Annotated in this window: 20 protein-coding genes and 1 pseudogene; 10 read left to right on the top strand and 11 right to left on the bottom strand. The window is 71.0% G+C overall.

The features are described from left to right. From BKE38_RS21055 to BKE38_RS21040, 4 genes are all read left to right on the top strand, one after another. The gene (locus BKE38_RS21055) at positions 1–897 is read left to right on the top strand and encodes an ABC transporter ATP-binding protein (protein ID WP_242662519.1); all 897 of its coding nucleotides are present in this window, start codon (positions 1–3) and stop codon (positions 895–897) included. 128 nt (positions 898–1,025) lie between these two features. Further along, complete coding sequence (locus BKE38_RS21050) at positions 1,026–1,526, top strand: hypothetical protein (protein WP_076959205.1); 501 nt, start codon at positions 1,026–1,028, stop codon at positions 1,524–1,526. A gap of 367 nt (positions 1,527–1,893) precedes the next feature. Continuing rightward, positions 1,894–2,451, top strand: a complete 558-nt coding sequence (locus BKE38_RS21045) for a manganese efflux pump MntP (RefSeq protein ID WP_106409269.1) — start codon at positions 1,894–1,896, stop codon at positions 2,449–2,451. Between the two features lie 56 nt (positions 2,452–2,507). Then, entirely contained in the window at positions 2,508–2,822 is a 315-nt protein-coding gene (locus BKE38_RS21040) for a hypothetical protein (protein ID WP_076959222.1), read from the top strand. A gap of 35 nt (positions 2,823–2,857) precedes the next feature. Here BKE38_RS21040 and BKE38_RS21035 read toward each other — a convergent pair whose 3' ends face one another. Further along, the gene (locus BKE38_RS21035; protein WP_076959204.1) at positions 2,858–3,790 is read right to left on the bottom strand and encodes a ring-cleaving dioxygenase; all 933 of its coding nucleotides are present in this window, start codon (positions 3,788–3,790) and stop codon (positions 2,858–2,860) included. Between the two features lie 188 nt (positions 3,791–3,978). Between BKE38_RS21035 and BKE38_RS21030 the strand changes: the two genes are divergently transcribed. Further along, complete coding sequence (locus BKE38_RS21030) at positions 3,979–4,854, top strand: LysR family transcriptional regulator (protein WP_076959203.1); 876 nt, start codon at positions 3,979–3,981, stop codon at positions 4,852–4,854. Here the strand turns inward: BKE38_RS21030 and BKE38_RS21025 are convergent. After that, entirely contained in the window at positions 4,851–5,546 is a 696-nt protein-coding gene (locus BKE38_RS21025; protein WP_076959202.1) for an aspartate/glutamate racemase family protein, read from the bottom strand. The two genes, BKE38_RS21030 and BKE38_RS21025, sit on opposite strands and share 4 nt — an antisense overlap. 83 nt (positions 5,547–5,629) lie before the next feature. Between BKE38_RS21025 and BKE38_RS32910 the strand changes: the two genes are divergently transcribed. Both BKE38_RS32910 and BKE38_RS33835 read left to right on the top strand, forming a co-directional pair. Beyond that, complete coding sequence (locus BKE38_RS32910; RefSeq protein WP_207553630.1) at positions 5,630–6,058, top strand: NADPH-dependent FMN reductase family protein; 429 nt, start codon at positions 5,630–5,632, stop codon at positions 6,056–6,058. Between the two features lie 2 nt (positions 6,059–6,060). Next, positions 6,061–6,426, top strand: a pseudogene (locus tag BKE38_RS33835) (ATP-binding cassette domain-containing protein); the annotation flags it as partial. A gap of 66 nt (positions 6,427–6,492) precedes the next feature. Here BKE38_RS33835 and BKE38_RS21010 read toward each other — a convergent pair. From BKE38_RS21010 to BKE38_RS20995, 4 genes are all read right to left on the bottom strand, one after another. Then, a complete protein-coding gene (locus BKE38_RS21010) occupies positions 6,493–9,597 on the bottom strand; it encodes an efflux RND transporter permease subunit (protein WP_076959200.1) in 3,105 nt (1,034 codons plus the stop codon). After that, positions 9,594–10,703: an efflux RND transporter periplasmic adaptor subunit gene (locus tag BKE38_RS21005; RefSeq protein ID WP_076959199.1), complete on the bottom strand. Its 1,110-nt coding sequence runs from the start codon at positions 10,701–10,703 to the stop codon at positions 9,594–9,596. The genes BKE38_RS21010 and BKE38_RS21005 overlap by 4 nt, the downstream gene beginning before the upstream one ends. Positions 10,704–10,804: 101 nt before the next feature. After that, entirely contained in the window at positions 10,805–11,254 is a 450-nt protein-coding gene (locus tag BKE38_RS21000) for a MarR family winged helix-turn-helix transcriptional regulator (protein WP_076959198.1), read from the bottom strand. A gap of 267 nt (positions 11,255–11,521) precedes the next feature. After that, positions 11,522–12,427 (bottom strand): LysR family transcriptional regulator, encoded by a 906-nt coding sequence (locus BKE38_RS20995; protein WP_076959197.1) that lies wholly within the window; start codon positions 12,425–12,427, stop codon positions 11,522–11,524. A 111-nt stretch (positions 12,428–12,538) separates the two neighbouring features. On the opposite strand from BKE38_RS20995, the gene BKE38_RS20990 reads away from it, so the two are divergent. Then, positions 12,539–13,744 (top strand): MFS transporter, encoded by a 1,206-nt coding sequence (locus tag BKE38_RS20990; protein WP_207553629.1) that lies wholly within the window; start codon positions 12,539–12,541, stop codon positions 13,742–13,744. 39 nt (positions 13,745–13,783) lie between these two features. On the opposite strand, the gene BKE38_RS20985 is transcribed toward BKE38_RS20990, so the two are convergent. From BKE38_RS20985 to BKE38_RS20965, 5 genes are all read right to left on the bottom strand, one after another. Beyond that, entirely contained in the window at positions 13,784–14,506 is a 723-nt protein-coding gene (locus BKE38_RS20985) for a GntR family transcriptional regulator (protein ID WP_076959195.1), read from the bottom strand. Positions 14,507–14,570: 64 nt separating this feature from the next. After that, positions 14,571–15,248 (bottom strand): bifunctional 4-hydroxy-2-oxoglutarate aldolase/2-dehydro-3-deoxy-phosphogluconate aldolase, encoded by a 678-nt coding sequence (gene eda, locus BKE38_RS20980; protein ID WP_076959194.1) that lies wholly within the window; start codon positions 15,246–15,248, stop codon positions 14,571–14,573. Between the two features lie 41 nt (positions 15,249–15,289). Then, positions 15,290–16,066 (bottom strand): SDR family oxidoreductase, encoded by a 777-nt coding sequence (locus BKE38_RS20975; RefSeq protein ID WP_076959193.1) that lies wholly within the window; start codon positions 16,064–16,066, stop codon positions 15,290–15,292. Positions 16,067–16,079: 13 nt separating this feature from the next. Continuing rightward, the gene (locus tag BKE38_RS20970; RefSeq protein ID WP_076959192.1) at positions 16,080–17,504 is read right to left on the bottom strand and encodes an amidase; all 1,425 of its coding nucleotides are present in this window, start codon (positions 17,502–17,504) and stop codon (positions 16,080–16,082) included. A gap of 4 nt (positions 17,505–17,508) precedes the next feature. Next, positions 17,509–19,095, bottom strand: coding sequence for an ABC transporter substrate-binding protein (locus tag BKE38_RS20965; protein WP_076959191.1), 1,587 nt, complete (start codon positions 19,093–19,095; stop codon positions 17,509–17,511). A 174-nt stretch (positions 19,096–19,269) separates the two neighbouring features. Between BKE38_RS20965 and BKE38_RS20960 the strand changes: the two genes are divergently transcribed. Both BKE38_RS20960 and BKE38_RS20955 read left to right on the top strand, forming a co-directional pair. Further along, the gene (locus tag BKE38_RS20960) at positions 19,270–20,148 is read left to right on the top strand and encodes an SMP-30/gluconolactonase/LRE family protein (protein ID WP_076959190.1); all 879 of its coding nucleotides are present in this window, start codon (positions 19,270–19,272) and stop codon (positions 20,146–20,148) included. Then, positions 20,145–20,443: pyridoxal-phosphate dependent enzyme (locus BKE38_RS20955; protein WP_242662518.1), on the top strand; the 299-nt coding region annotated here is incomplete at its 3' end. The genes BKE38_RS20960 and BKE38_RS20955, both read left to right, overlap by 4 nt.

The raw sequence follows: 20,443 nt of genomic DNA, 5'->3' as shown, positions 1-20,443 counted from the left end.
ATGACCCCTTTGCTCCGCGTCGAGGGTCTGACCCGCGACTTCGTCACCAAGAAGGACCTGTTCGGCCGCGCCACCGCCAAGCTGCGCGCCGTCAACGACGTCTCCTTCGAGATCGCGCCGGGCGAGACGCTGGGCCTGGTCGGTGAATCCGGCTCCGGCAAGAGCACGACCGGCCGCCTGGTGCTGCGCCTCGACGATGCGACCGACGGCCGCATCTTCTTCGAGGGGCAGGAGATCACCGGCCTGCGCGGCGGCGGGCTGGCGCCCATCCGCAAGAAGCTGCAGGTGGTCTTCCAGGATCCCTATTCCTCGCTGAACCCGCGCATGCGGGTGGGCGAGAGCGTGGGCGAGCCGCTCTCGGTCCATGGCGTCGTCGCCAATGCGTCGGAGCGCCGCGACGCGGTGGCCGAGCTGTTCAGGAAGGTCGGCCTCGACCCGCGCTTCATGGACCGCTTCCCGCACCAGTTCTCCGGCGGCCAGCGCCAGCGCATCGGCATCGCCCGCGCCGTGGCGCTCAGCCCGAAGCTGATCGTGGCGGACGAGCCGATCACCGCGCTCGACGTCTCGATCCAGGCGCAGATCATCAACCTGTTCCTCGACCTGCAGGAGCAGATGGGCATGGCCTATCTGTTCATCGCCCATGACCTCGGCATGGTGCGCTACCTCTGCCACCGCGTCGCCGTCATGCTGCGCGGCCGCATCGTCGAGATGGGGCCGACCGACCAGGTCTTCGCCAATCCGCAGCACGGCTACACCCGCGCGCTGATTTCGGCCGCCCCGATCCCGGATCCGGACCGCGAGCTGCTGCGCCGGCGCCTGCCCTACGAGCTGGTGCCGCCGCCGGAAGGCGCCCAGCTCGCCGAGGTCGCCCCGGGCCACTGGGTGCTCGCCGCCTGATGTCTCCGCCGCCGCCGGGCCGGGCCATGCGCCCCGTCCGGCGGCGGCTTTTTCTCGGCCAAAAAATGATAATGACTCGCAGTCGCATGAATGCGATGCCTCCGTCAGCACAGCAGCAGGAAGCCACGATGTCGGTGATCGATTTCCCCGAGCGCCTCGACGCCTTGCCCGAGCTGGAAGGGGCGCTGCTCTGGTCGATGCGGGCCTGGGCGCTCGGCCTGTCCCGCGGCATCGCCGTCGCCGACGAGATCCAGGCCATGTACGGCGATCTCGGCGCGCCGGAAGCCGCGCATTGCCTGAACGGCTTCATGACCACGCTGAACAACGGCGCCGTGCGGATGCTCGACGTCAATTGCGTCTGCCACCCGGCGGTCAGCGGCGACGAGTTCGACCTGCTCGACGTCCTCGCGCTGCAGCAGGAAGGGCGCGACGAAGACGCCACCGCCCTGCTCACCCGCATGGTCGCAACCGAGGACGCTGCCCAGGCCACCGCCTGGATCGGCCAGCTCATCGCCCGGCTCAACGCCGCTGGCCACATCATGCCGCGGGCCTCCGAGGCGCTGCGGCGGCACGCCTTCCGGGCCCGGTTCGCCTGGACCGCGACCACCTCCTCCGCCTGCCTGCACTGAGCACAGGCCAGGCCGGGGGAATGAATTCCCCCGGACCCCCTTCTCTCTGTCCCCGCTGTCGCGCGACCAAGGCCACAGGCGGGTCGCGAGGCTCCACGATGTAGCCCTGGGTCCATAACCCAGAAGGCACTACAAGTCACTGATTTTCTTGAAGAAAAACTTGCGTGCTGTGGCCGGGCGCGGTACCACGCGGCCATCGGGGAGTAGCCACCGCCGGCAGGCGGAACCGGGTCAACATGCTCGCGCCACCCGGCGCGTGGCCCGGCGTGTCGTCCTTTTCCAGGGCGATCTGGCAAGACCGGGACGGATGCGGGGCCTGGGCTTCTCGCAGGCCGTCTCCGCAGACTGCCCGCGTGAGATCGAAAGAATGTCCCCCACCGCCATCGCCGTCCTGGCGCTCAGCATGTCGGTCGACGCCTTCGCCGCCGCCCTCGGCCGCGGCGCCACCGCCGAGCGCGCGCGCCTCGGCGACGCCATGCGCACCGGCCTGGTCTTCGGCATCGTCGAGGCCATCACCCCGGTCGTCGGCTGGGGCGCCGGCCTGCTCGCCGCCGGCGCCATCGCCAGCATTGACCACTGGATCGCCTTCGGCCTGCTCTCCCTGGTCGGCGGCCGCATGCTGTTGCAGGCGCTGCGCCGCGACGAGGACGAGGTCCCCGCCGGCCGCTCCTCCTGGATGCTGCTGGCGACGGCGGTCGGCACCAGCCTGGACGCCATGGCCGTCGGCGTCTCGCTCGCCTTCCTCGAGGTCAACATCTGGATCATCGCCGCCGCCATCGGCGGCGCCACCTTCTGCCTGGCCACCGGCGGCATGCTGGCCGGCCGCCTGCTCGGCCGCCGCTTCGGCCGCCGTGCCGAGATGCTGGGCGGCGTGGCGCTGGTCATCCTCGGCGTCAGCATCCTGGTCGAGCATCTCTCCGCCTGACAGCCACTGTCCGGACCGGCTAGACCGGTGGGGCAGCAGAGGAGGATGCGAGGATGATGGACCAGGACGCCCTGACCGCCTGGGCGACGGCGAATGGCTGGACGATGCAGGGCGGCTTCCTCAGCCTGACCAAGCCCTCGGCGCCGAAGGAGGCGATCGTCCGCCTGGTGATGAAGGCGACGGTGGTCAATCTCGAGGTGAAGAAGCCGGCCGGCAAATGGGAAAAGGTCGCCGGCGCCGCCTATGGCAAGATCGAGCCCGATGCGGAGGGCGGGCCGCCGGTCGGCCTCGGCTTCGAGAAGATCCCGAGCTTCTCGATGCTGATGCGCGAGAACAAGGACCGCCAGGTCTTCGCCGGCTTCGGCCGCTGAAGCCCCGGGGGGAGGGTGCTCCCCCCGGGATCAGCTTACGAGAGCGCCGGCAGGTGGCTCTCGATCTCGGCGCGCTGCGGCTCCAGGAAATGCGGCAGCTTCAGCGTCTGGCCGAGCCGCTCGGCCGGCTCGTCCACGGCGAAGCCGGGCGCGTCGGTGGCGATCTCGAACAGCACATGGCCGGGCTCGCGGAAATAGACCGAGCGGAAGTAGTTGCGGTCCTTCTGCTCGGTCGTGGCGATGCCGTGATTGGCCGCCAGCTTGCGCACCATCTCGGCCTCAGCCGCGTCGTCGGCGGCGCGGAAGGCCAGGTGATGCACCGAGCCGCGCCCCATCCGGCCGCGCAGGAACCCGCCCACCGCGCGCAGGTCGACGATGCCGCCCACGGCGGTGCCGGGCGCCTGGAAGCGCGTCACATGGCCTTCGCGCGCCGCCTCGGCGAAGCCCAGCACGTCGGAGAGGATCGCCCCTGTCGCGGCGCTGTCCTCCAGCATCAGGCTGACGCTGTGGAAGCCGCGCAGCGCATGCTCGGCCGGGATCTCGGCGCTGGCCCAGCCGGGCTCGCGCTCGATGCCGGCCATGCCCAGCAGGGCGAGGCGCATGCCGTCCGGGTCGCGGAAGCTCAGCACCGTCTCGCCGAAGCGCTCGCTGCGGGTGAGCTCCGGGACGCCGGCGGCGGTCAGCCGATGCGTCCAGAAGCCGACCGAGGCCTGCGGCACGCGGAACACCGTCTCCTGCAGCTCGCCGGCGCCGAGCCGGCCCTCGGCGGCCTGGGCCCAGGGGAAGAAGGTCAGGATGGTGCCGGGCGTGCCGGCCTCGTCGCCGTAATACAGGTGCCAGGCGCCGGGATCGTCGAAGTTCACCGTCTTCTTCACCAGGCGCAGGCCCAGGATGCGGGTGTAGAAATCGACGTTGCGGCGGGCTTCGCCGGAGATGGCGGTGACGTGGTGGATGCCGAACTGCGACATGGCTCGAGGCCTCCGTTCAGGGTTTCGGGGAAGGCCAGCGCCTTCCGTCGAGGCCAGAGATCGCCCGTCCGGCGGCCGGAATCCAGCACCAACCGATTGCACCCATGCAATCATGATCTTGCAATCTGTGCTGTGGCATTGCATTCGGGATCGGCGCAGGATGCCTGCCCCGGCGCGCCAGGAGGCCGATGCCAGACCCCCTCAACACCCTGGAATGGGACGATTTCCGCCTGGTCCTGGCGGTCGCCGAGCAGCAGGGCCTGCCCGCCGCCGCGGCGCGGCTGGGTGTCGCCCATTCCACCGTCTTCCGCCGCCTCGGCCAGATCGAGGCGCTGCTCGGCACCCCGCTCTTCGAGCGCCACCGCACCGGCTATGCCGCGACCGCGGCGGGGGAGGAGGTGGCGGCGCTGGCCGCCCGCATGCAGGGCGAGATCACCGAGCTGACCCGGCGGCTGGCCGGCCAGGCCGTGGCGGCCTCCGGCGAGATCCGGGTGGCCACCAGCGACGCCCTGCTGCACGGGCTGCTGCTGCCGGTGCTGTCCCGGTTCCGCGCCGCCCATCCGGGCGTGCGGCTCGACATCGTCACCGGCAATGCGGCGGCCAATCTGTCGCGGCGCGACGCCGATGTCGCCATCCGCGCCAGCGAGGCGCCGCCCGAGACCCTGGTCGGCCGCCGCGCCGCCCGCATCGCCTGGGCGCTCTACGGGATCGCGGGGCTGACCGAGGCCGAGGCGCCCTGGCTGGCCCCCGGCGACCCGCTGTCCTCCCTGCCGGCCGCCGGCTTCCTGCGCCGCCATGTCCCGGCCGGGCGCATCGCTGCGCGGCTCGACAGCGTCCTGGCCCTGGCCGCGGCGGCCGAGGCCGGCCTGGGCATCGCCCATCTGCCCTGCTTCCTCGGCGATGCGCGGCCGGCGCTGCGCCGCCTGGCGCCGCCGGAGACGGCGCTGGCCAGCGACCTCTGGCTGCTGACCCATCCCGACCTGCGCCAGGCGCCACGCATCCGCCTCTTCCTTGATTTCTGCGCCGCCGAGATCGCCGGGCTGAAGGGGCTGGTCGAGGGCTAGTCTTCCAGCGCGCGCTCCACCGCCGCCTCGGCATGGATGGCGGTGGTGTCGAACAGCGGCACCGCGCTGTCCTGCGCGCGGACCAGCAGCATGATCTCGGTGCAGCCCAGGATCACCGCCTCGGCGCCGCGCGCGACCAGCGAGGCGATGACGGCGCGGTAGGCCGCGCGCGAGCTGTCCACCACCTTGCCCTGCACCAGCTCCTCATAGATCACGCGATGGATTTCGGCGCGCTGCGCCTCGTCGGGGATCAGCACCTCCAGCCCGTGCTGCGCGACCAGGCGCCCCTTGTAGAAGTCCTGCTCCATGGTGAAGGCGGTGCCGAGCAGGCCGACCTTGCGGAACCCCGCCGTCCTGATCCGCTCGGCGGTGGGGTCGGCGATATGCAGCAGCGGCAGGCTGACCGCCGCCTGCACCTCGTCGGCCATGCGGTGCATGGTGTTGGTGCAGATCACCAGGAAATCGGCCCCGGCGCGTTCCAGGCGACGGGCGGCGGCGACCAGCTCGGCGGTGGCCTCATCCCATTTGCCGGCGTGTTGCAGCGCCTCGATGCGGGCGAAGTCGAAGGACCACATCAGGCATTCGGCCGAATGCAGCCCGCCCAGCCGCTCCCGCACCGCCTGGTTGATGATGCGATAATACTCCGCCGAGCTTTCCCAACTCATGCCGCCGAGCAGGCCGATCACCTTCATCCGTCTTCTCCCCTGGATCGGCCGCATCAAGGCGCCAGGGGCAGGGCCAGCGCAAGCCCCGGCGGGGTCGGACTGCCCAGGCCATGCTGCACGCCGCAACCCTTGGGGCGCTGCCGGCGAGCAAGATGCTGCTCCGCTTCTCCCGCCCACCTGTCGCGCGGTTGAAGGCCGATGCCGCGCTGCCCGGCGCGACGTGCGGGCTGGACGGCGTCGAGGTCGCGCATCTGGAGGAGCTCTATGCCGACGGCGCCTTCGCTCTCCACGCCGAGGTGGCGCGCATCGCCGCCGGGCGGATCGTGCTGCAATGCCCGATCCGGCGGTCCTCGACGCCGCCGCTGCTGAAGGCGTGGCAGGACATCTGGCTCGGATCAACAGTCGGGGCGGCAGCAATGCGCTGGTGGTCGCCGATATGCAGCAGGGGCGCGTGGTGCAGGCCGGCCCAGCGATGCCGTGCTGAACCGGCCGCAGCATGCCTGGAGCCAGGCGCTGATCGCCGCCGTGCCGGCCTCTGACCGTGGCCACTGGCCGCCGCGTCGTGGCGGGGCGGCCCCTGTTGCAGCTGCGGGCTGTCGAGAAGGCCTGTGGCCGCACCGGTCTGTTCCGCCGCCGGGCGCGCCGGGTGCAGGCGGTGGAGGCGGCGAGCCTGGCCCTGCCGCGCGGTGGCACGCTGAGCATCGCCGGCGGGCGCGGTTCGGGAAAGTCCAGGCTGGCCCGCTGCATCCTGCGGCTGATCGAACCGGATGGCGGCAGCGTCCTGCCTGGCGACACCGATGTCGCCGCCCTGTCGCGCCGTGCGCGGCGCCGGGACAGCCGTCGCACCCAGATGGTCTTCCAGGACCCCTCTGCCTCGCTGAACCCGCGGCGGCGCCTGGGCGATCCGGTCGCCCAGGCGCCGATCGCGCAGATCAGCACCGTGCGGCACAGGCCCGATCGAGGCGGTGCGGAGTCACTCCGCAGCCGCGCCCGCCGGGGCCGGCGGTGCCGCGTGCAGGGCGGCCAGCGGGCGGGCGGGAACCCGGAACCAGATGGCATAGAGCGCTGGCAGGAACACCAGGATCAGCACGGTGCCCAGGGCGGTGCCGCCGATCAGCGTGTAGGCGAGCGACCCCCAGAAGACGGAATGGGTCAGCGGGATGAAGGCCAGCACCGCGGCCAGCGCCGTCAGGATCACCGGCCGCGCCCGCTGGACGGTGGCTTCGACCACGGCATCGTAGGGATCGAGCCCTTCGGCGCGGTTGCTGTCGATCTGCCCGATCAGGATCAGCGTGTTGCGCATCAGGATGCCCGCAAGCCCGATCAACCCCAGGATGGCGTTGAAGCCGAAGGGCTGGCCGAAGACCAGCAAGGTCGGCACCGCGCCCACCAGGCCGAGCGGCGCGGTCAGCATCACCATGGCGGTCGCCGAGAAGGAGCGGACCTGGACCATGATCACCGTCAGCATCAGCGCCAGCATCAGCGGGAAGACGGCGGCCAGGGCCTTGTTGGCCTTCCCGGCTTCCTCGATCGAGCCTGCCATCTCGATCGAATAGCCTTCCGGCAGCCGGGCGATGACAGGGCCCAGGGCTGCCATCACCGCCAGGGAGACCTCGGGCGGCTGCTGACCTTCGGCGATATCGGCGCGCAGCGTCATGGTCGGCACGCGGTCGCGCCGTTTCTGGATGGCTTCCTCCATCCGCACCGCCGCATGGCCGATCTGCTCCAGCGGGATCGGCCGTCCATCCCGCGAGGTCAGCGCGAAGCCGGACAGGCGCGCGGGGTCCAGCCGTTCGGACCCGGCACTGCGCGCCACGACATCGACATTCCGGATGTCTTCCCGCATCTGCGTGACGGTGACGCCGCTCAGCAGGAATTGCAGCTGCTGCGCCGCCTCGGCGGGCGACAGGCCGATCAGCCGCAACCGGTCCTGGTCCAGGACGAAGTGCAGCACCGGCGTGCGCCGCCCCCAGTCCTGGTTGACCTGGCGCGTGTCGGGATTGGCGCGCATCACCGCCTGCACCTCCTCGGCGATGCCGCGCAGGCGCTGGGGGTCGGGACCGCGCAGACGGAACTCGACGGGGAAGGGGGTATAGGGGCCGAAGACCAGCTGGGTGACGCGCAGATGCGCGGCGGGCGCCAGCCCTTCGGCGATCGCCGCGCGCAGCCGCAGCTTCAGCGCCTCGCGCGCGGTGGCATCGGGCGTCAGCACGACGATCTTGGCGAAGGCGGGGTCGGGCAGCTCCGGCGCCATGGCCAGGAAGAAGCGCGGCGCGCCCTGGCCGATATAGCTGGTGACGATCTGCGCCTCCGGCTGCTGCCGCAGCCAGGCCTCGACCTGCTGCGTGGTGTCGGCGGTCACCCCGATGCTGCTGCCTTCGGGCAGGCGGATCTCGACCAGCACCTCCGGCCGGTCCGAGACGGGAAAGAACTGCTGGCGCAGCTGGCCCATGCCCAGCACGGCGGCCAGGAAGACCAGCACGACCAGGATGGCAACCAGGAATTTCCGCTGGACGGCCCAAGCCACCATGCCGCGCAGCCGCCGGTATCCGGGCGTCGCGTAGATGGCCTGATGGCCGCCGGTCACCGGCTGGACCGCTGGCAGCAGGCGCACGCCCAGATAGGGCGTGAAGGCCACGGCGACGACCCAGGAGACGATCAGCGCGAAAGCGACGATCCAGAAGATGTTCCCGGCATACTCGCCCGCCGAGGAATGGGCGAAGCCGACCGGCATCAACCCGATCACCGTGACCAGGGTGCCGGACAGCATCGGCCCCGCCGTGTGGCTCCAGGCATAGGCAGCCGCCGCGACCCGGTCCATGCCCTCCTCCATCTTCACCACCATCACCTCGATGGCGATGATGGCGTCGTCCACCAGCAGGCCCAGCGCCAGGATCAGCGCGCCGAGCGTGATGCGGTCGAAGAAGCGGCTGGTCTCCAGCATGATGACGAAGACCGCCGCCAGCGTCAGCGGCACCGCGGCGGCGACCACCAGCCCGCTGCGCCAGCCCAGGCTGAGCAGGCTGACCAGCAGCACGACGCCGAGCGCCATGAAGAATTTCAGCATGAACTCGCCGATGGAATCGGCGATGTTCACGGCCTGGTCGGTGATCTTGGCCAGGGTGACGCCAAGCGGCAGGGCGTGGCCGAGGCGCGCCGTCTCCGCCTCGAGCGCGCGGCCGAGCGTCAGCCCGTTCCATCCCGGCCGCATCACCACGCCCAGCGCCAGGCTGGCCTCGCCGGCATTGCGGATCAGGAAGCCGGGCGGGTCCTCGTAGCCACGCTCGACCTCGGCGATGTCGGCCAGCTTCAGGGTGCGGCCCGCGGCGACCACCGGCGTGTCGCGGATCTGCTGCAGATCGTCATAGGCGCCCTGCAGGCGCAGGACGACATGCGGGCCCAGGGCCTCGATGGATCCCGCCGGGGTCATGGCGTTCTGCCGCGACAGCGCCGCGAAGATGTCCTGCGCCGAGACCCCCAGCGTCGCCAGGCGGGCATAGGAGAACTGGACGAAGATGCGCTCGGGCCTTTCGCCCAGGATATTCACCTTGTTCACGCCAGGGACATGCAGCAGCTGCTGGCGGATCGCCTCGGCCTGGCGCGCCAGCAGGCGCGGCGCCATGCCGGGTGCGCGCAGCGCATAGAGCGCGAAGGTGACGTCCGAATACTCGTCGTTGACGAAGGGGCCTGCGACGCCCGCCGGGAGGCTGCGCGCCTCGTCGCCCAGCTTCTTGCGGGCCTGGTAGAACTGCTCGGAAACCTCGCCCGGCGGGGTGTCGTCGCGCAGGGTGAGGGTGAGAAAGGCGAGGCCGGGGCGCATCATGGTCTCGACCCGGTCGTACCAGCGCAGCTCCTGCAGCCGCTTCTCCAGCGGCTCGGCGACGAGATCCTGCATCTCCTGCGTCGTGGCCCCCGGCCAGGCGACGGTCACGGTCAGGACCTTGACGGTGAAGGAGGGATCCTCCGCCCGCCCCAGCTTGAAGAAGGCATTGGTCCCCGCCAGGGCCACGGCGAGGATGAGGAACAGGGTGACGGCGCGCTCGCGCACCGCCAGCGCGGAAAGGTTGAAGCGGCTCACGGTGTCGCCGTCCCGGGCAGGCCGGTGCGAACGCCCTGGCCAGCATGCAGCAGATGGGCGCCCAGGGCGACGACCCGCTCCCCGGCCGCGACGCCGGTGACCACGGCGTGCTCCTGGCCCAGCCGCTGCACCGAGACCGGGCGCAGCGTCACCCGCGAGGCGGCGGTGTCCACCACCCAGACGCCGGTGCGGCGTCCGTCATCCAGCAGGGCGCCGAGCGGCACCTGCATCGCCGCATCATCTCCCCCTGGCGGCGGCAGCCACAGGGTGACGGTCGCGCCCAGCGGCGCCAGCGCGGCATCGCCGTCCAGCACGAAGCGCGCCTCATAGGTCCGGCTTGCCGGGTCGGCGGCATCCGACAACTGCCGCAGCACGGCGCGGGAGCGTTCAGGCACGCCGCCAAAGCGGCTGGCCTCGGCGGCGGCGCCGATCGCGGGCCGCGCGGTCTCCGGCAGGTTCACGACCGCCTCCCGCGCGCCGCCATGGGCCAGACGCAGCACCGGCTGCCCGGCCAGGACCACCTGGCCGGGCTCGGCCAGGGTCTCGATGACGGTGCCGTCGGCCTCGGCGACCAGCACGGCATAGCCCGCCTCGTTCCGGGCCACCTCAGCCTGCGCCTGCGCGGCGGCGAGCTGGGCGCGGGCGGCATCGAGGGTTGCCCGCACCTGCTCGTAGCGCTGGCGCGAGGCCCAGCCATCGGCCATCAGGCGCCGGTAGCGCAGCTCGTCCGCCTGGGCCTGGACCTGCTGGGCGCGGGCCGCGTCCACGGCCTTCTGGCGCGACGTCAGGGCCAGGGAGAGGTCCTGGGGGTCCAGGCGCATCAGCGCCTGACCGGCACGGACGCCTTGGCCGGTGTCGACCAGGCGCTCGGTCACCTTGCCAGGGACGCGGAAGCCGAGATTGCTCTGCACCCGGGCGGCGATGACGCCGGTATAGCCGCGCTCGACGCGGGATGCCGGTTCGACCAGCGCGGTCCGCACCACGGGGGCGGCGCGTCGCGGATCGTCCGGTGCCGCGGTCACCGCGGCCGGGCGGAGCAGCAGGATCGCGCCGCCGCCGCCGCCCAGGACGGCGAGGGCCAGAAGGATCGGCTTGAGGTATCGCATGTCGTTCTCACCTCAGGTTGCGGGCAGGCGCTTGCGGCATAAGAGTGGATATCCACGTAAATTCGAAAGAAAGACGACCGCGCCGCGGCCCATCTCCTGTTTCAGGCTTGAGCGATCGTCTCCAGCGCCGCGTTCAGGCTGGCGAGCTGCTCCGGGCGCAGGCTGCCGCCAACGGCGTCGTTGACCTGACGCCAGCGCAGCAGGGCGGCTTGCAGCACCTGTTGCCCCTCGGCCGTCAGGGCGCTGCGGCGGATCCGCCGGTCCTGCGCGTCCACCCGCATCTCGATCAGGCCGCGGCGTTCCAGGATGCGCAGGTTCTTGGTGGCCGTGGTCCGATCCATGCCGAGCTCGGCGGCGATCTGGTTCACCGTGGGACCGGCCTCGGCGGTGACAGCCATCAGCAGGGTGAACTGCCAGTTGTTCAGGCCGACCGGGCGGAAGGCATCGTCGAAGCGCTTGCCGATGGCCCGGCTGGCATGCTGGACACGACGGCAGAGACAGCTGCGGGCCACGAGCTCGAGGGAGGGGAGGGCTGCGTCGGTTCCGGCCATGACCTCTATTAGGTGTATATCCACCCAATAGTCAACGGCTGACGGTTGACGCCAGAACGCCGGCCGCCGCCCTTGCAAGATGCGTTGGCCGTGCATGTCGTCCCGTGGCTGCAGCGGAGAGGCGGGCGTCTTCCTTCTGCCTGCCCTAAGTGACCGGAGGGGGCAACGCGGCCATAGCCTGGCGGGGGACCTCAGCAGACGAGCGCGGCCTGCCAATCGCCCGACGATGCCGGCAGTGTGCGGTGCCGCAGGCAGTCGCCGGGGCCGTCAGTCGATACGAAGCTCGGCGCTGAGCAAGGTCAGCAGCGCGTCGACCTTCGGGCTGAGCTGGCGGCTCTTCGGCCAGACCAGCTGCAGCGCAAGCCCTTCCGTCGCGAAGTCGGGCAGAACCTCGACCAGCTCGCCGCGGTCCAGCTCCTGCTGGATGAGCCATGTGGCGAGCTGGGCGATGCCGAAGCCCGCCTTCACCGCCTCCACCTGCGCCTCCGCACTGCCCAGCACCAGACGGGCGTCGCTGGCCTTGTCCTCGTCGCCGTCCGTCCCGCCGAGGCGCCAGGCCGATGCGGTGCCGTCCGAGCGGCCATAGAGGATGCGGTCCGCCGCCAGCAGGTCGCGCCGGTTCCCCGGCACGCCGCGTCGCGCGAGATAGGCGGGCGCCGCGCAGAAGATGCGGTGCTCGCTCCCAAGGTGGCGCCGCGCCAGGCCGTCGCTCAGGCCTTGCGCCTGGCCGATGCGGACGGCGACGTCGATCCCTTCCTCGAGGACATCCACGTAGCGGTCGGTGAAGGTGACATGCGGCCGCAGCGCCGGATGCCGCTCCGCCAGGCGCAGCAGCAGCGGCATGACCCGGAGGCGGCCGAAGGCGATGGGGACGTCCAGCTTGACCCGGCCGACCGGCTCGGAAGCCTGCGCCGCCAGCACCGCCTCGGCCTCGGCAAGCTCGGCCAACACCTTCACGCAGGTGGCCTGGAAGGCGGCGCCCTCGCTGGTCAGCGCCAGCCTGCGCGTCGTGCGCTCGAACAGGCGGCAGCCGAGCCGGACCTCCAGGCGTCCAACGCTCTTGCTGATGGCCGAGGTGGTCAGGTTCAGGCGCTGTGCCGCCGCGGTGAAGCTGCCGAGATCCGCGGCGGCCACGAAGGCTTCGATGCCCTTGAGACGTTCCGATGGCAGCATGGAGGCCTTCCATGATTATGGACTGCAAGTCCATAATGAGGCGAAATAATGCCGCGGGCATGGATATCCGGTCAAGGCTATAGGGCGCGGAGACCGTTTCTGGAGGCTACCGTGTCTATCGCTATGCATTCGGCCAACCATGCCCGGGAGAACCCGCGTCTCGCGGGCCGTTCACTGCCCGTGCTGCTCCTGGCGATCTCCGCCTTCGTCATCGTCACCACCGAATTCGTCATCGTCGGCATGCTGCCGAGCCTGGCGCGGGACATCGGCGTCTCGGTCGCGACCGCCGGTTGGCTCGTCACCCTCTTCGCCTTCACGGTGATGCTGTTCGGTCCGGTGCTGACCGGGCTGCTGTCGCATCACGACCGCAAGCGGCTATTCGTCGGGCTGCTCCTGGTCTTCGCCGGCTCCAACGCGCTGGCGGCCATCGCCCCGAACATCTGGGTGCTGGCGCTCGGGCGCTTTCTGCCCGCCCTGGCGCTGCCGGTCTTCTGGGGCACCGCGAGCGAGACCGCGGCGGAGATCGCTGGTCCCGGGCGTGCCGGGAAGGCGGTGTCCAATGTCTATCTCGGCATCTCCGGCGCCATGGTCTTCGGCATCCCGCTGGGCACGCTGGCGGGCGACGCCTTCGGCTGGCGCGGCACTTTTGGGGGCCTGGCCGTGCTGTCGCTGCTGATGGCGCTGCTGCTGGTCAGGGTGATGCCAAGGCTGGCACGGCCGCAGCGCGTGCAGCTGTCGCACCAGATGCGCATTCTCAGGGACCCGGTGTTCCTGGCCAACATCGCACTCTCGGTGGTGATCTTCACCGCGATGTTCACCTCCTACACCTACCTGGCCGACCTGCTGGAGCAGGTGGCGCGGGTGGCGCCCGCCGCGGTCGGCTGGTGGCTGATGGGCTTCGGCGTGGTCGGGCTGGCCGGCAATGGGCTGGGCGGCCTGTTGGTGGACCGGAACCCGCTGCAGGCGACCCTGGGCGCTGCCCTGGTGCTGGCGGTCGGCATGGCGGCGACCGTGCCGCTGGCGGGCAACCAGGCCGGGCTGGTCGTCGCGCTGGCCATCTGGGGCCTCGCCAACACCGCGCTCTACCCGATCTGCCAGGTGCGCGTGATGCGCTCGGCGTCGCATGCCCAGGCGCTGGCCGGGACGCTGAACGTCTCCATGGCGAATGCAGGCATCGGCCTCGGCGCCATCATCGGCGGCGGCGCCATCAACCACATGGGCGTGGGCAGCATCGGCTACATCGCCGCGGCCATCGCCGTCGTGGCGGTGCTGATGGTGCCCTTCATCGCCGGCATCACCCGCAGGGAAGCCCGCTGAGGCAGCGCTCCGCCAGTCCGGAGGCGCGCGACCGATCGCTCAGGATGCCACCGCCTCGGCGGCGCGCGGCTTCCGGCGGGTCCCGGCGGCGCGCATCCGCTCGAGGATGACGCGGGCGCCGTAGCGCAGGTCATGCACCACCAGGTCGCTCGCTTCATGGGGTGCGCGGCGATCGAGCGCGTCGACGATCTGGCCGTGCAGGGCGGCGTCGGACGCCCGGTGGATGGTCTCCACATATTGTCGGCCGACGAGGGGGCCGGTGAGAAGCCAGAGGTTCTCGATGGTGCGCACCAGCACCTCGTTGCCGGATGCACGGTAGATGCAGAAATGGAAGGCGCGGTTGTGATTCATCGCGGCCTTCCATTCATTGCCGCGCTCGGCCGCGATGAAATCCCGGTCCATGGCACGCAGCTCTTCCAGCATCGCCGTCGTCACCTGCATCGTCGCCAGCACGGTGGCCATCCGTTCCAGCGGCACGCGGACTTCCAGGATGCGCAGATAGGCCTCGGGCGACAGCACCGGGACGCGCGGCTGGTATCCGGTCTTCAGCTCCAGCGCCCCCTCGCGCACGAGCTGCATCACCGCCTCGCGCACGGGGGTCGGGGAGGTCTGGCTGAGCTGCGAGATCTTGCGGATGTTCAGCCGGTCGCCGGGCTCGTAGTAGCCCGACATCAGGGCGACCCGCAGCTCCGTGTAGATCTTGTCGGAGAGGCTGCTCCGGGCACTCAGCTCCGCATCCGGAATATCGTCAGACAGGGTCAATGCGTCATTGTCCTTCGAGGCCTCGAAGTATGGCAGCTTGTGGCGCGGCCGTCAGCCTGGCGCCTCAAGCCGGACGATCCTCCGCTGCCAGCACGGCTGCGCGGGCGAGCTCCCTGATCCGCGGCCAGTTCCTGTCCAGGATCGCCTCGGCGGGCGCCATGAAGACACCGCCCACGGCGAAGACATTGGGCAGCGCGAGATAGCCTTGCAGATTGGCGGCCGAGACGCCGCCGGTGGGGCAGAACCGCACATCCGGGAACAGCGGCTGCATGTGCCGCAGCCAGGCCGCGCCGCCCTGCAGCTCGGCAGGGAAGAACTTGAGCTCGGTGAAGCCGTGCTCGCGCGCGGCCAGCACCTCGCTGGGCGTCACCGCGCCCGGGATGAAGGGGAGGCCGATGGCCGCCGCCGCCTGCGCCAGCCCGGACGTCAGGCCCGGGCTGACCAGGAAGCGCGCCCCGGCCTCGCGCGCCTGCGCGAACTGCGCAGGCCGGGTCAGCGTCCCGGCGCCGATCACCGCGCGATCGGCCCGCCGCCGCATGACCTCGATGGCGGGAAGCGCCTGCGGCGATCGGAGCGTCACCTCAATGGCGGGAATGCCGGCCGCCTCCAACGCATCCAGCAAGGGAACGGCATCCTCGATCCGATCGACCTGCAGGATGGCGATGACAGGAGGGCGCCCCGCCAGCAGGGTGGTCAGCGCGGGCGTGGCGGAGACGGCAGGCAGGGTGTCGGTCGGCGGCATGGCTGGTCCTGTCATGGGAGGGGGAGAAGGCCGGGGCCGGCCTAGCGATGGCGTTCCTGGGTCACGGCGCGCCCGACCGCAGCGACGCCGGTGGACAGCCCGCCATCCACCGCCAGCACCGCGCCGGTGATCATGGAGGCCCGCTTCGAGGCGAGGAAGACCACCGCCTCGGCGATGTCCTCCGGATCGGAGATGCGCTGCAGCGGGCAGAGCGACTTCAGCTCGTCGAACAGCGCGGGATTGGCCTCCAGCCGCGCCGCCCAGGCGCGGGTGCGCACCGTCCCGGGGGCCACGACATTGACCCGGACATCGGCGGGACCGAACTCCACCGCCATCGATTGCGACATGTGGATCAGCGCCGCCTTGGCCGCGCTGTAGCCGGGGAAGCCATAGACGCCGATGCCATTGACCGAGGCGATGTTCACGATGACGCCGCCCTGCGCCATCAGCGCGCCCTTCAGGGCCTGGACGCAGAGGAAGGCCGAGTCCAGGTTGACGCTGAAATCGGCGCGCCAGGAGGCGGCGTCGGTGACGCCCAGGGTAATGGCATGGGCCTTGCCCGCCGTGTTCACCAGCGCGCGGATCTCGCCCAGCGCCTGCGCCTGGCCCACCGCCGCCGCGACCGCGGCCGGATCCGTCACATCGGCCTCGATGGCGAGCGCCTGCCCGCCCGCGCCCCGCACGGCGGCGGCGACCGCCTCGGCACGGTCGATGGCGCGGTCGACGCAGACGATGTTCCAGCCATCCCTGGCCATGGCCTGGCAGATGGCGCCGCCGATATCGCCGCCGCCGCCGGTCACGAAAGCCCAATAGGTCACGGTTGATCTTCCTTCATGCCAGCATGGCGAGGGGAGGGCGGTGCTGCGCCCAGGGGCGGATCGCCTCGAACTGCGCTGCCAGCTGCAGCACGCCGAGGTCGTCGAAGCGGCGGCCGACGATCTGCAGGCCGACCGGCAATCCGGCTGCCGTGAAGCCGCAGGGGATGGAGCAGGCCGGATTGCCGGAGAGGTTGAAGGGGTAGGAGAATTCCGCCCAGCTCAGCCAGTCCCAGGGGTGCTGCGGCCAGTGCTCCGGCTGCAGCCGGTCGGCCGGGAAGGCCGCGACGGAGACGGCTGGCGTCAGCAGGAAATCCCAGGCCTCGAAGAAGCGGTGGATCTCGACGCCATAGGCATATTTGCGGATGCGCATCCGCTGATACTCGGCCACCGTCGTCCCGCTCCCGGCACGGATGCAGGCGACGAAGCCGGGATCCATCTGGTCTTCCCATTGCGGCAGCAGCTCGCCGAAGCGGGAGAAATGCGCAGGCCAGAAATAGCGCGCCAGCTCCGGACCCTGCGGTCCCCAGGGCGTCCCGGGCTGATCCACCGCGTGGCCGAGCACCTGCTCGAGCCCCTCCACAGCCTGCCGCACCAGCTGCGCGACCTCGGCATCCACCCGCGCATGGCCGAGATCGGGGCTGAAGGCGATGCGAGGCCTGCGCGCGGGTGGCTGCCGCAGCAGCGCTGTATAGTCGGCGGGCGGCGCCTCCAGGCTGGTCGGGTCCCAGGGATGCGGCCCGGCCATCACCTGCAGCATCAGCGCCGCATCGGCCACGTTGCGCGTCATCGGGCCCAGATGCAGCGTGTTGTCGCCGGTGCCGGGCGGATAGACCGGCACCCGGCCGAAGCTCGGCTTGAAGCCGAAGGCGCCGCAGAAATGCGCGGGCATGCGGATCGATCCGGCGCCGTCGCCGGACTGGTGCAGCGGACCATAGCCTGCCGCCGCCGCCACGCCCGCCCCGGCGGAGGAGGCGCCGGCGTTGTAGCCGTGCTTCCAGGGATTGTGGGTGATGCCGGTCAGCGGGCTCTGGCTGACGCCCTTCCAGCCGAATTCGGAGGTCGTGGTCTTGCCGAGCAGGATGGCGCCTTCCTGCAGCATCCGCGCGGCCATCGGCGTGGTGAAGCCAGGGGTGTCGCCTTTCCGGGTGGCGCTGCCGAATTCCGTCGGCAGCCCGGCGATCGCCTCATGGTCCTTGATGGTGATCGGCACGCCATGCAGGCGGCCGAGCGGCGCGCCCTGCATCACCGCCTGCTCGGCGGCGCGCGCCTGGGCCAGCGCCTGCTCTGGCACCAGCAGGGCGAAGGCGTTGAGCCGCGGCTCCAGCGCCGCGATGCGCCGCAGCAGCGCGGTCGTCAGCTCGACCGGCGAGATCACCTTGTCGACGATCATCCGCGCCAGCGCGGTGGCCGGCGCGAAGCCGAGATCCTCGTCCTGCATCGGCTCAGGCCTTCTCCAGGCCCCAGAAGACCGGGAAGCCCTCGACGATGTTGCGGAGGCTCGTGCGGTAGGCGGTGGGCTGGTAGTAGAAGCCCGTCGGGATATAGGGCAGGTCCTGGAAGGCCTGGCGCTGCATCTCGCCGGCAATGCGGCGCTGCTCGGCCGCATCGGTGGCTTCGAGGAAGCTGTCGCGCAGCGCCTCGAGCCGCTCGCTGGAGGGCCAGCCGACCGGGCCGCGCTGGCCAATGCCCCGCATGAAGGAATTGCCCGCCGGATTAACCGCGACGATGCCGGGCAGGTAGTTGCACCAGACGCTCCAGCCGCCCTTGTCCGGCGCGTTGCGCGAGGAGAGGCGCGGCAGCACGGTGCCCCAGTCCAGCGCCTGGTAGTCCAGGTTGATGCCGACGCGGCGGAACAGGTCGGCGGTGATCTCGCTCATCGCATTCAGCGAAGGCAGGTCGCTGGGGACGATGAAGACCACCTTCTCGCCCTTGTAGCCCGCCGCCGCCAGCGCCTGCCTGACGCGGTCCAGGCTGCGGGGCGCGGTCAGCGCGTCCAGCCCCGCCTCGTTCGCCAGCGGCGAGCCCGGGGTGAAGAAGCCGACGCGGTCCTTCCACAGGCTGGTGTCGGACCCCATGGTGGCGATCATGTAGTCCGCCTGATTGATCCCGGCCAGGAAGGCGCGGCGGATCGCCGGATTGTCGAAGGGCGGATGCAGGTGGTTGAAGCGGATCATGCCGAGATAGCCGCCCTTGTCCTTCACCTCGACGGCGATGCCGCGGCTGCGCCTCAGCACCGGCAGAAGGTCGGGGATCGGCTGCTCCCACCAATCCATCTCGCCCGATTGCAGGGCCGCGGCGGCGGTGGAGGCATCGGGAATGGTATGCCATTCCACGCGATCCACCTTCACGACCTTGCCGCCCGCCATGAAGCTCGGTGGCTCGGCGCGGGGCACGTAGCCGGCGAATTTCTCATAGACGGCGCGCTGCCCGGCCATGCGCTCGCCCGCCAGGAAGCGGAACGGGCCGCTGCCGATGATCTCGCTCACCTGGGCGGCGATGTCGGTGCGGGCCAGGCGTTCCGGCATGATGAAGCAGGTGGCCGAGGCCTTGCCGAGCGCGAAGGGCAGCTGCGGGAAGGGCTGCTTCAGCCGGATGCGCAGCACGCGGTCCGAGGCCGCGACGATCTCCTCGGCGCGGGCGCGCAGCGTCTGCCCCAGCGCGTCGATGCGTGACCAGCGCTCGATGCTGGCGGCCACGTCGCGCGCCAGCACCGGCGCGCCGTCGTGGAAGGTCAGGCCTTCGCGCAGGGTGATCAGCCAGCTGCGTCCGTCATCTTCCACGCTGTGGCCCGCCGCCATCTGCGGCTGCGGCACGAACCCGGCATCAAGCCCATACAGCGTGTCGAAGACCATGGCGCCGTGGTTGCGCGTCACCAGGCCGGTGGTCTGCACCGGATCCAGCAGCGCCAGGTCCGATTGCGGGATGAACTTCAGGACCGAGCGGTTCTGGGCCCGGCCGACGGCGGGCGTGAAGACCGGGGCGGCAAGGGCGGCGGCGGCGGCGCTCAGCAGGGTTCGGCGGCGAGGCATGGGCAGGACGCTCCCCAGGAGACGTGGCCCGAGCCGGGCCTGAAGGTGATTTTGAAATATCAAAACAAACCGAGATCCGGTGCAATCCCGATTCTCTGGGTCGGGTCGCGATTCTGCCGTTGACTCTGATATACGAAAATTGGCCTCATGCCGCGGCACCAGGAAAGGTCAGGCATGCACCGCCCCGACGTGAGACAGCTGATCGACCGTCCCCTGACGCTGGGTGAGAGCCCGGTCTGGGACGATCGGGACGGCGTGCTGTGGTTCGTCGACATCGCCGAGCAGCGGGTGCTGCGCCTGGAGCCGGAAACCGGCCGGCTGCGCGACTTTGCCATGCCGGCGCAGGTCGGCAGCCTTGGCCTGGCGTCCGAGGGCCGCCTGGTCGTCGCCTTGCGCAACGGCGTGCATCTGTTCGACCCGCGCAGCGGCGCGCTCGATTTCCTCGTCCATCCCGAGCCGTCGCCCGCCAGCAACCGGCTGAACGACGGCAAGGTCGGTCCGGACGGCAATTTCTGGGTCGGCAGCCTGGACGACCGGGCGGAGCGGCAGCCGGTGGCCGCGCTGTACCGGGTGACGCCGTCCGGCGAGGCCGCCCGCATCATGGGCGGGCTGCGCTGCTCCAATGGCCTGGCCTGGAGCCCGGATGGCCGCACCCTGTATCACGCCGACAGCCGCGGTCCCTTCGTGCAGGCCTTCGACTTTGACCCCGCCAGCGGCAGCGCCACCGATCCGCGCCGCCTGCTGACGCTGACCGAGGCGCAGGGCCTGCCGGACGGCGCCGCCGTCGACATGGAAGGATTCTACTGGAGCGCGGGCATCAGCGCCGGTGTGCTGAACCGCATCTCGCCCGAGGGCGTGATCGTCGAGCGCATCCCGCTGCCGGTCGCGGCGCCGACCATGCCCTGCTTCGGCGGCGCCGACCGCAAGACCCTGTTCGTCACCTCGCTGGCCAGCACAGGCCCGGGCGGGCCGCAGCCTGGCACCGTGATCGCTTTCCCCGTCGAGGTTGCCGGGGTGCCCGTCGGGCGCTTCGGCGAGGCGGCCGGGCCGTGACGCCGGACCCCGCGCGCGACCCGTTGCCCTGGGAAGCGCTGCCGCCGCCGCTGTCGGAGCTGCACGAGGCCGCGGCACGGCTGCGCGGCGTCGCGATCGAGACGCCGCTGCTGGAAAGCGAGCGGCTGAATGCCCGCCTGGGCGGCCGCGTGCTGGTCAAGGCCGAGGGCCTGCAGCACACCGGCAGCTTCAAGCTGCGCGGCGCCTGGAACTACCTGGCGCAGCTGCCGCCCAGGCGACCGCCTGCCCATGGTTGCCGGAGGACAGCGCCACCAGCCCGCCCTCCGCCCGCCAC

This window comes from Teichococcus deserti (genome assembly GCF_001982615.1).
In the GTDB taxonomy this organism is placed as follows: Bacteria; Pseudomonadota; Alphaproteobacteria; order Acetobacterales; family Acetobacteraceae; genus Pseudoroseomonas; species Pseudoroseomonas deserti.
Note: the sequence above shows the minus strand (reverse complement) of the source record. Positions and strands in the feature narration are given on the sequence as shown.

Bases quoted from the DNA above. Each gene is read 5' to 3' on its own strand.
- BKE38_RS21055 (WP_242662519.1), top strand. From the start codon at position 1: ATGACCCCTTTGCTCCGCGTCGAGGGTCTGACCCGCGACTTCGTCACC.
- BKE38_RS21050 (WP_076959205.1), top strand. From the start codon at position 1,026: ATGTCGGTGATCGATTTCCCCGAGCGCCTCGACGCCTTGCCCGAGCTG.
- BKE38_RS21045 (WP_106409269.1), top strand. From the start codon at position 1,894: ATGTCCCCCACCGCCATCGCCGTCCTGGCGCTCAGCATGTCGGTCGAC.
- BKE38_RS21040 (WP_076959222.1), top strand. From the start codon at position 2,508: ATGGACCAGGACGCCCTGACCGCCTGGGCGACGGCGAATGGCTGGACG.
- BKE38_RS21035 (WP_076959204.1), bottom strand. From the start codon at position 3,790: ATGTCGCAGTTCGGCATCCACCACGTCACCGCCATCTCCGGCGAAGCC.
- BKE38_RS21030 (WP_076959203.1), top strand. From the start codon at position 3,979: ATGCCAGACCCCCTCAACACCCTGGAATGGGACGATTTCCGCCTGGTC.
- BKE38_RS21025 (WP_076959202.1), bottom strand. From the start codon at position 5,546: ATGAAGGTGATCGGCCTGCTCGGCGGCATGAGTTGGGAAAGCTCGGCG.
- BKE38_RS32910 (WP_207553630.1), top strand. From the start codon at position 5,630: ATGCTGCACGCCGCAACCCTTGGGGCGCTGCCGGCGAGCAAGATGCTG.
- BKE38_RS21005 (WP_076959199.1), bottom strand. From the start codon at position 10,703: ATGCGATACCTCAAGCCGATCCTTCTGGCCCTCGCCGTCCTGGGCGGC.
- BKE38_RS21000 (WP_076959198.1), bottom strand. From the start codon at position 11,254: ATGGCCGGAACCGACGCAGCCCTCCCCTCCCTCGAGCTCGTGGCCCGC.
- BKE38_RS20995 (WP_076959197.1), bottom strand. From the start codon at position 12,427: ATGCTGCCATCGGAACGTCTCAAGGGCATCGAAGCCTTCGTGGCCGCC.
- eda (WP_076959194.1), bottom strand. From the start codon at position 15,248: ATGCCGCCGACCGACACCCTGCCTGCCGTCTCCGCCACGCCCGCGCTG.
- BKE38_RS20970 (WP_076959192.1), bottom strand. From the start codon at position 17,504: ATGCAGGACGAGGATCTCGGCTTCGCGCCGGCCACCGCGCTGGCGCGG.
- BKE38_RS20965 (WP_076959191.1), bottom strand. From the start codon at position 19,095: ATGCCTCGCCGCCGAACCCTGCTGAGCGCCGCCGCCGCCGCCCTTGCC.
- BKE38_RS20960 (WP_076959190.1), top strand. From the start codon at position 19,270: ATGCACCGCCCCGACGTGAGACAGCTGATCGACCGTCCCCTGACGCTG.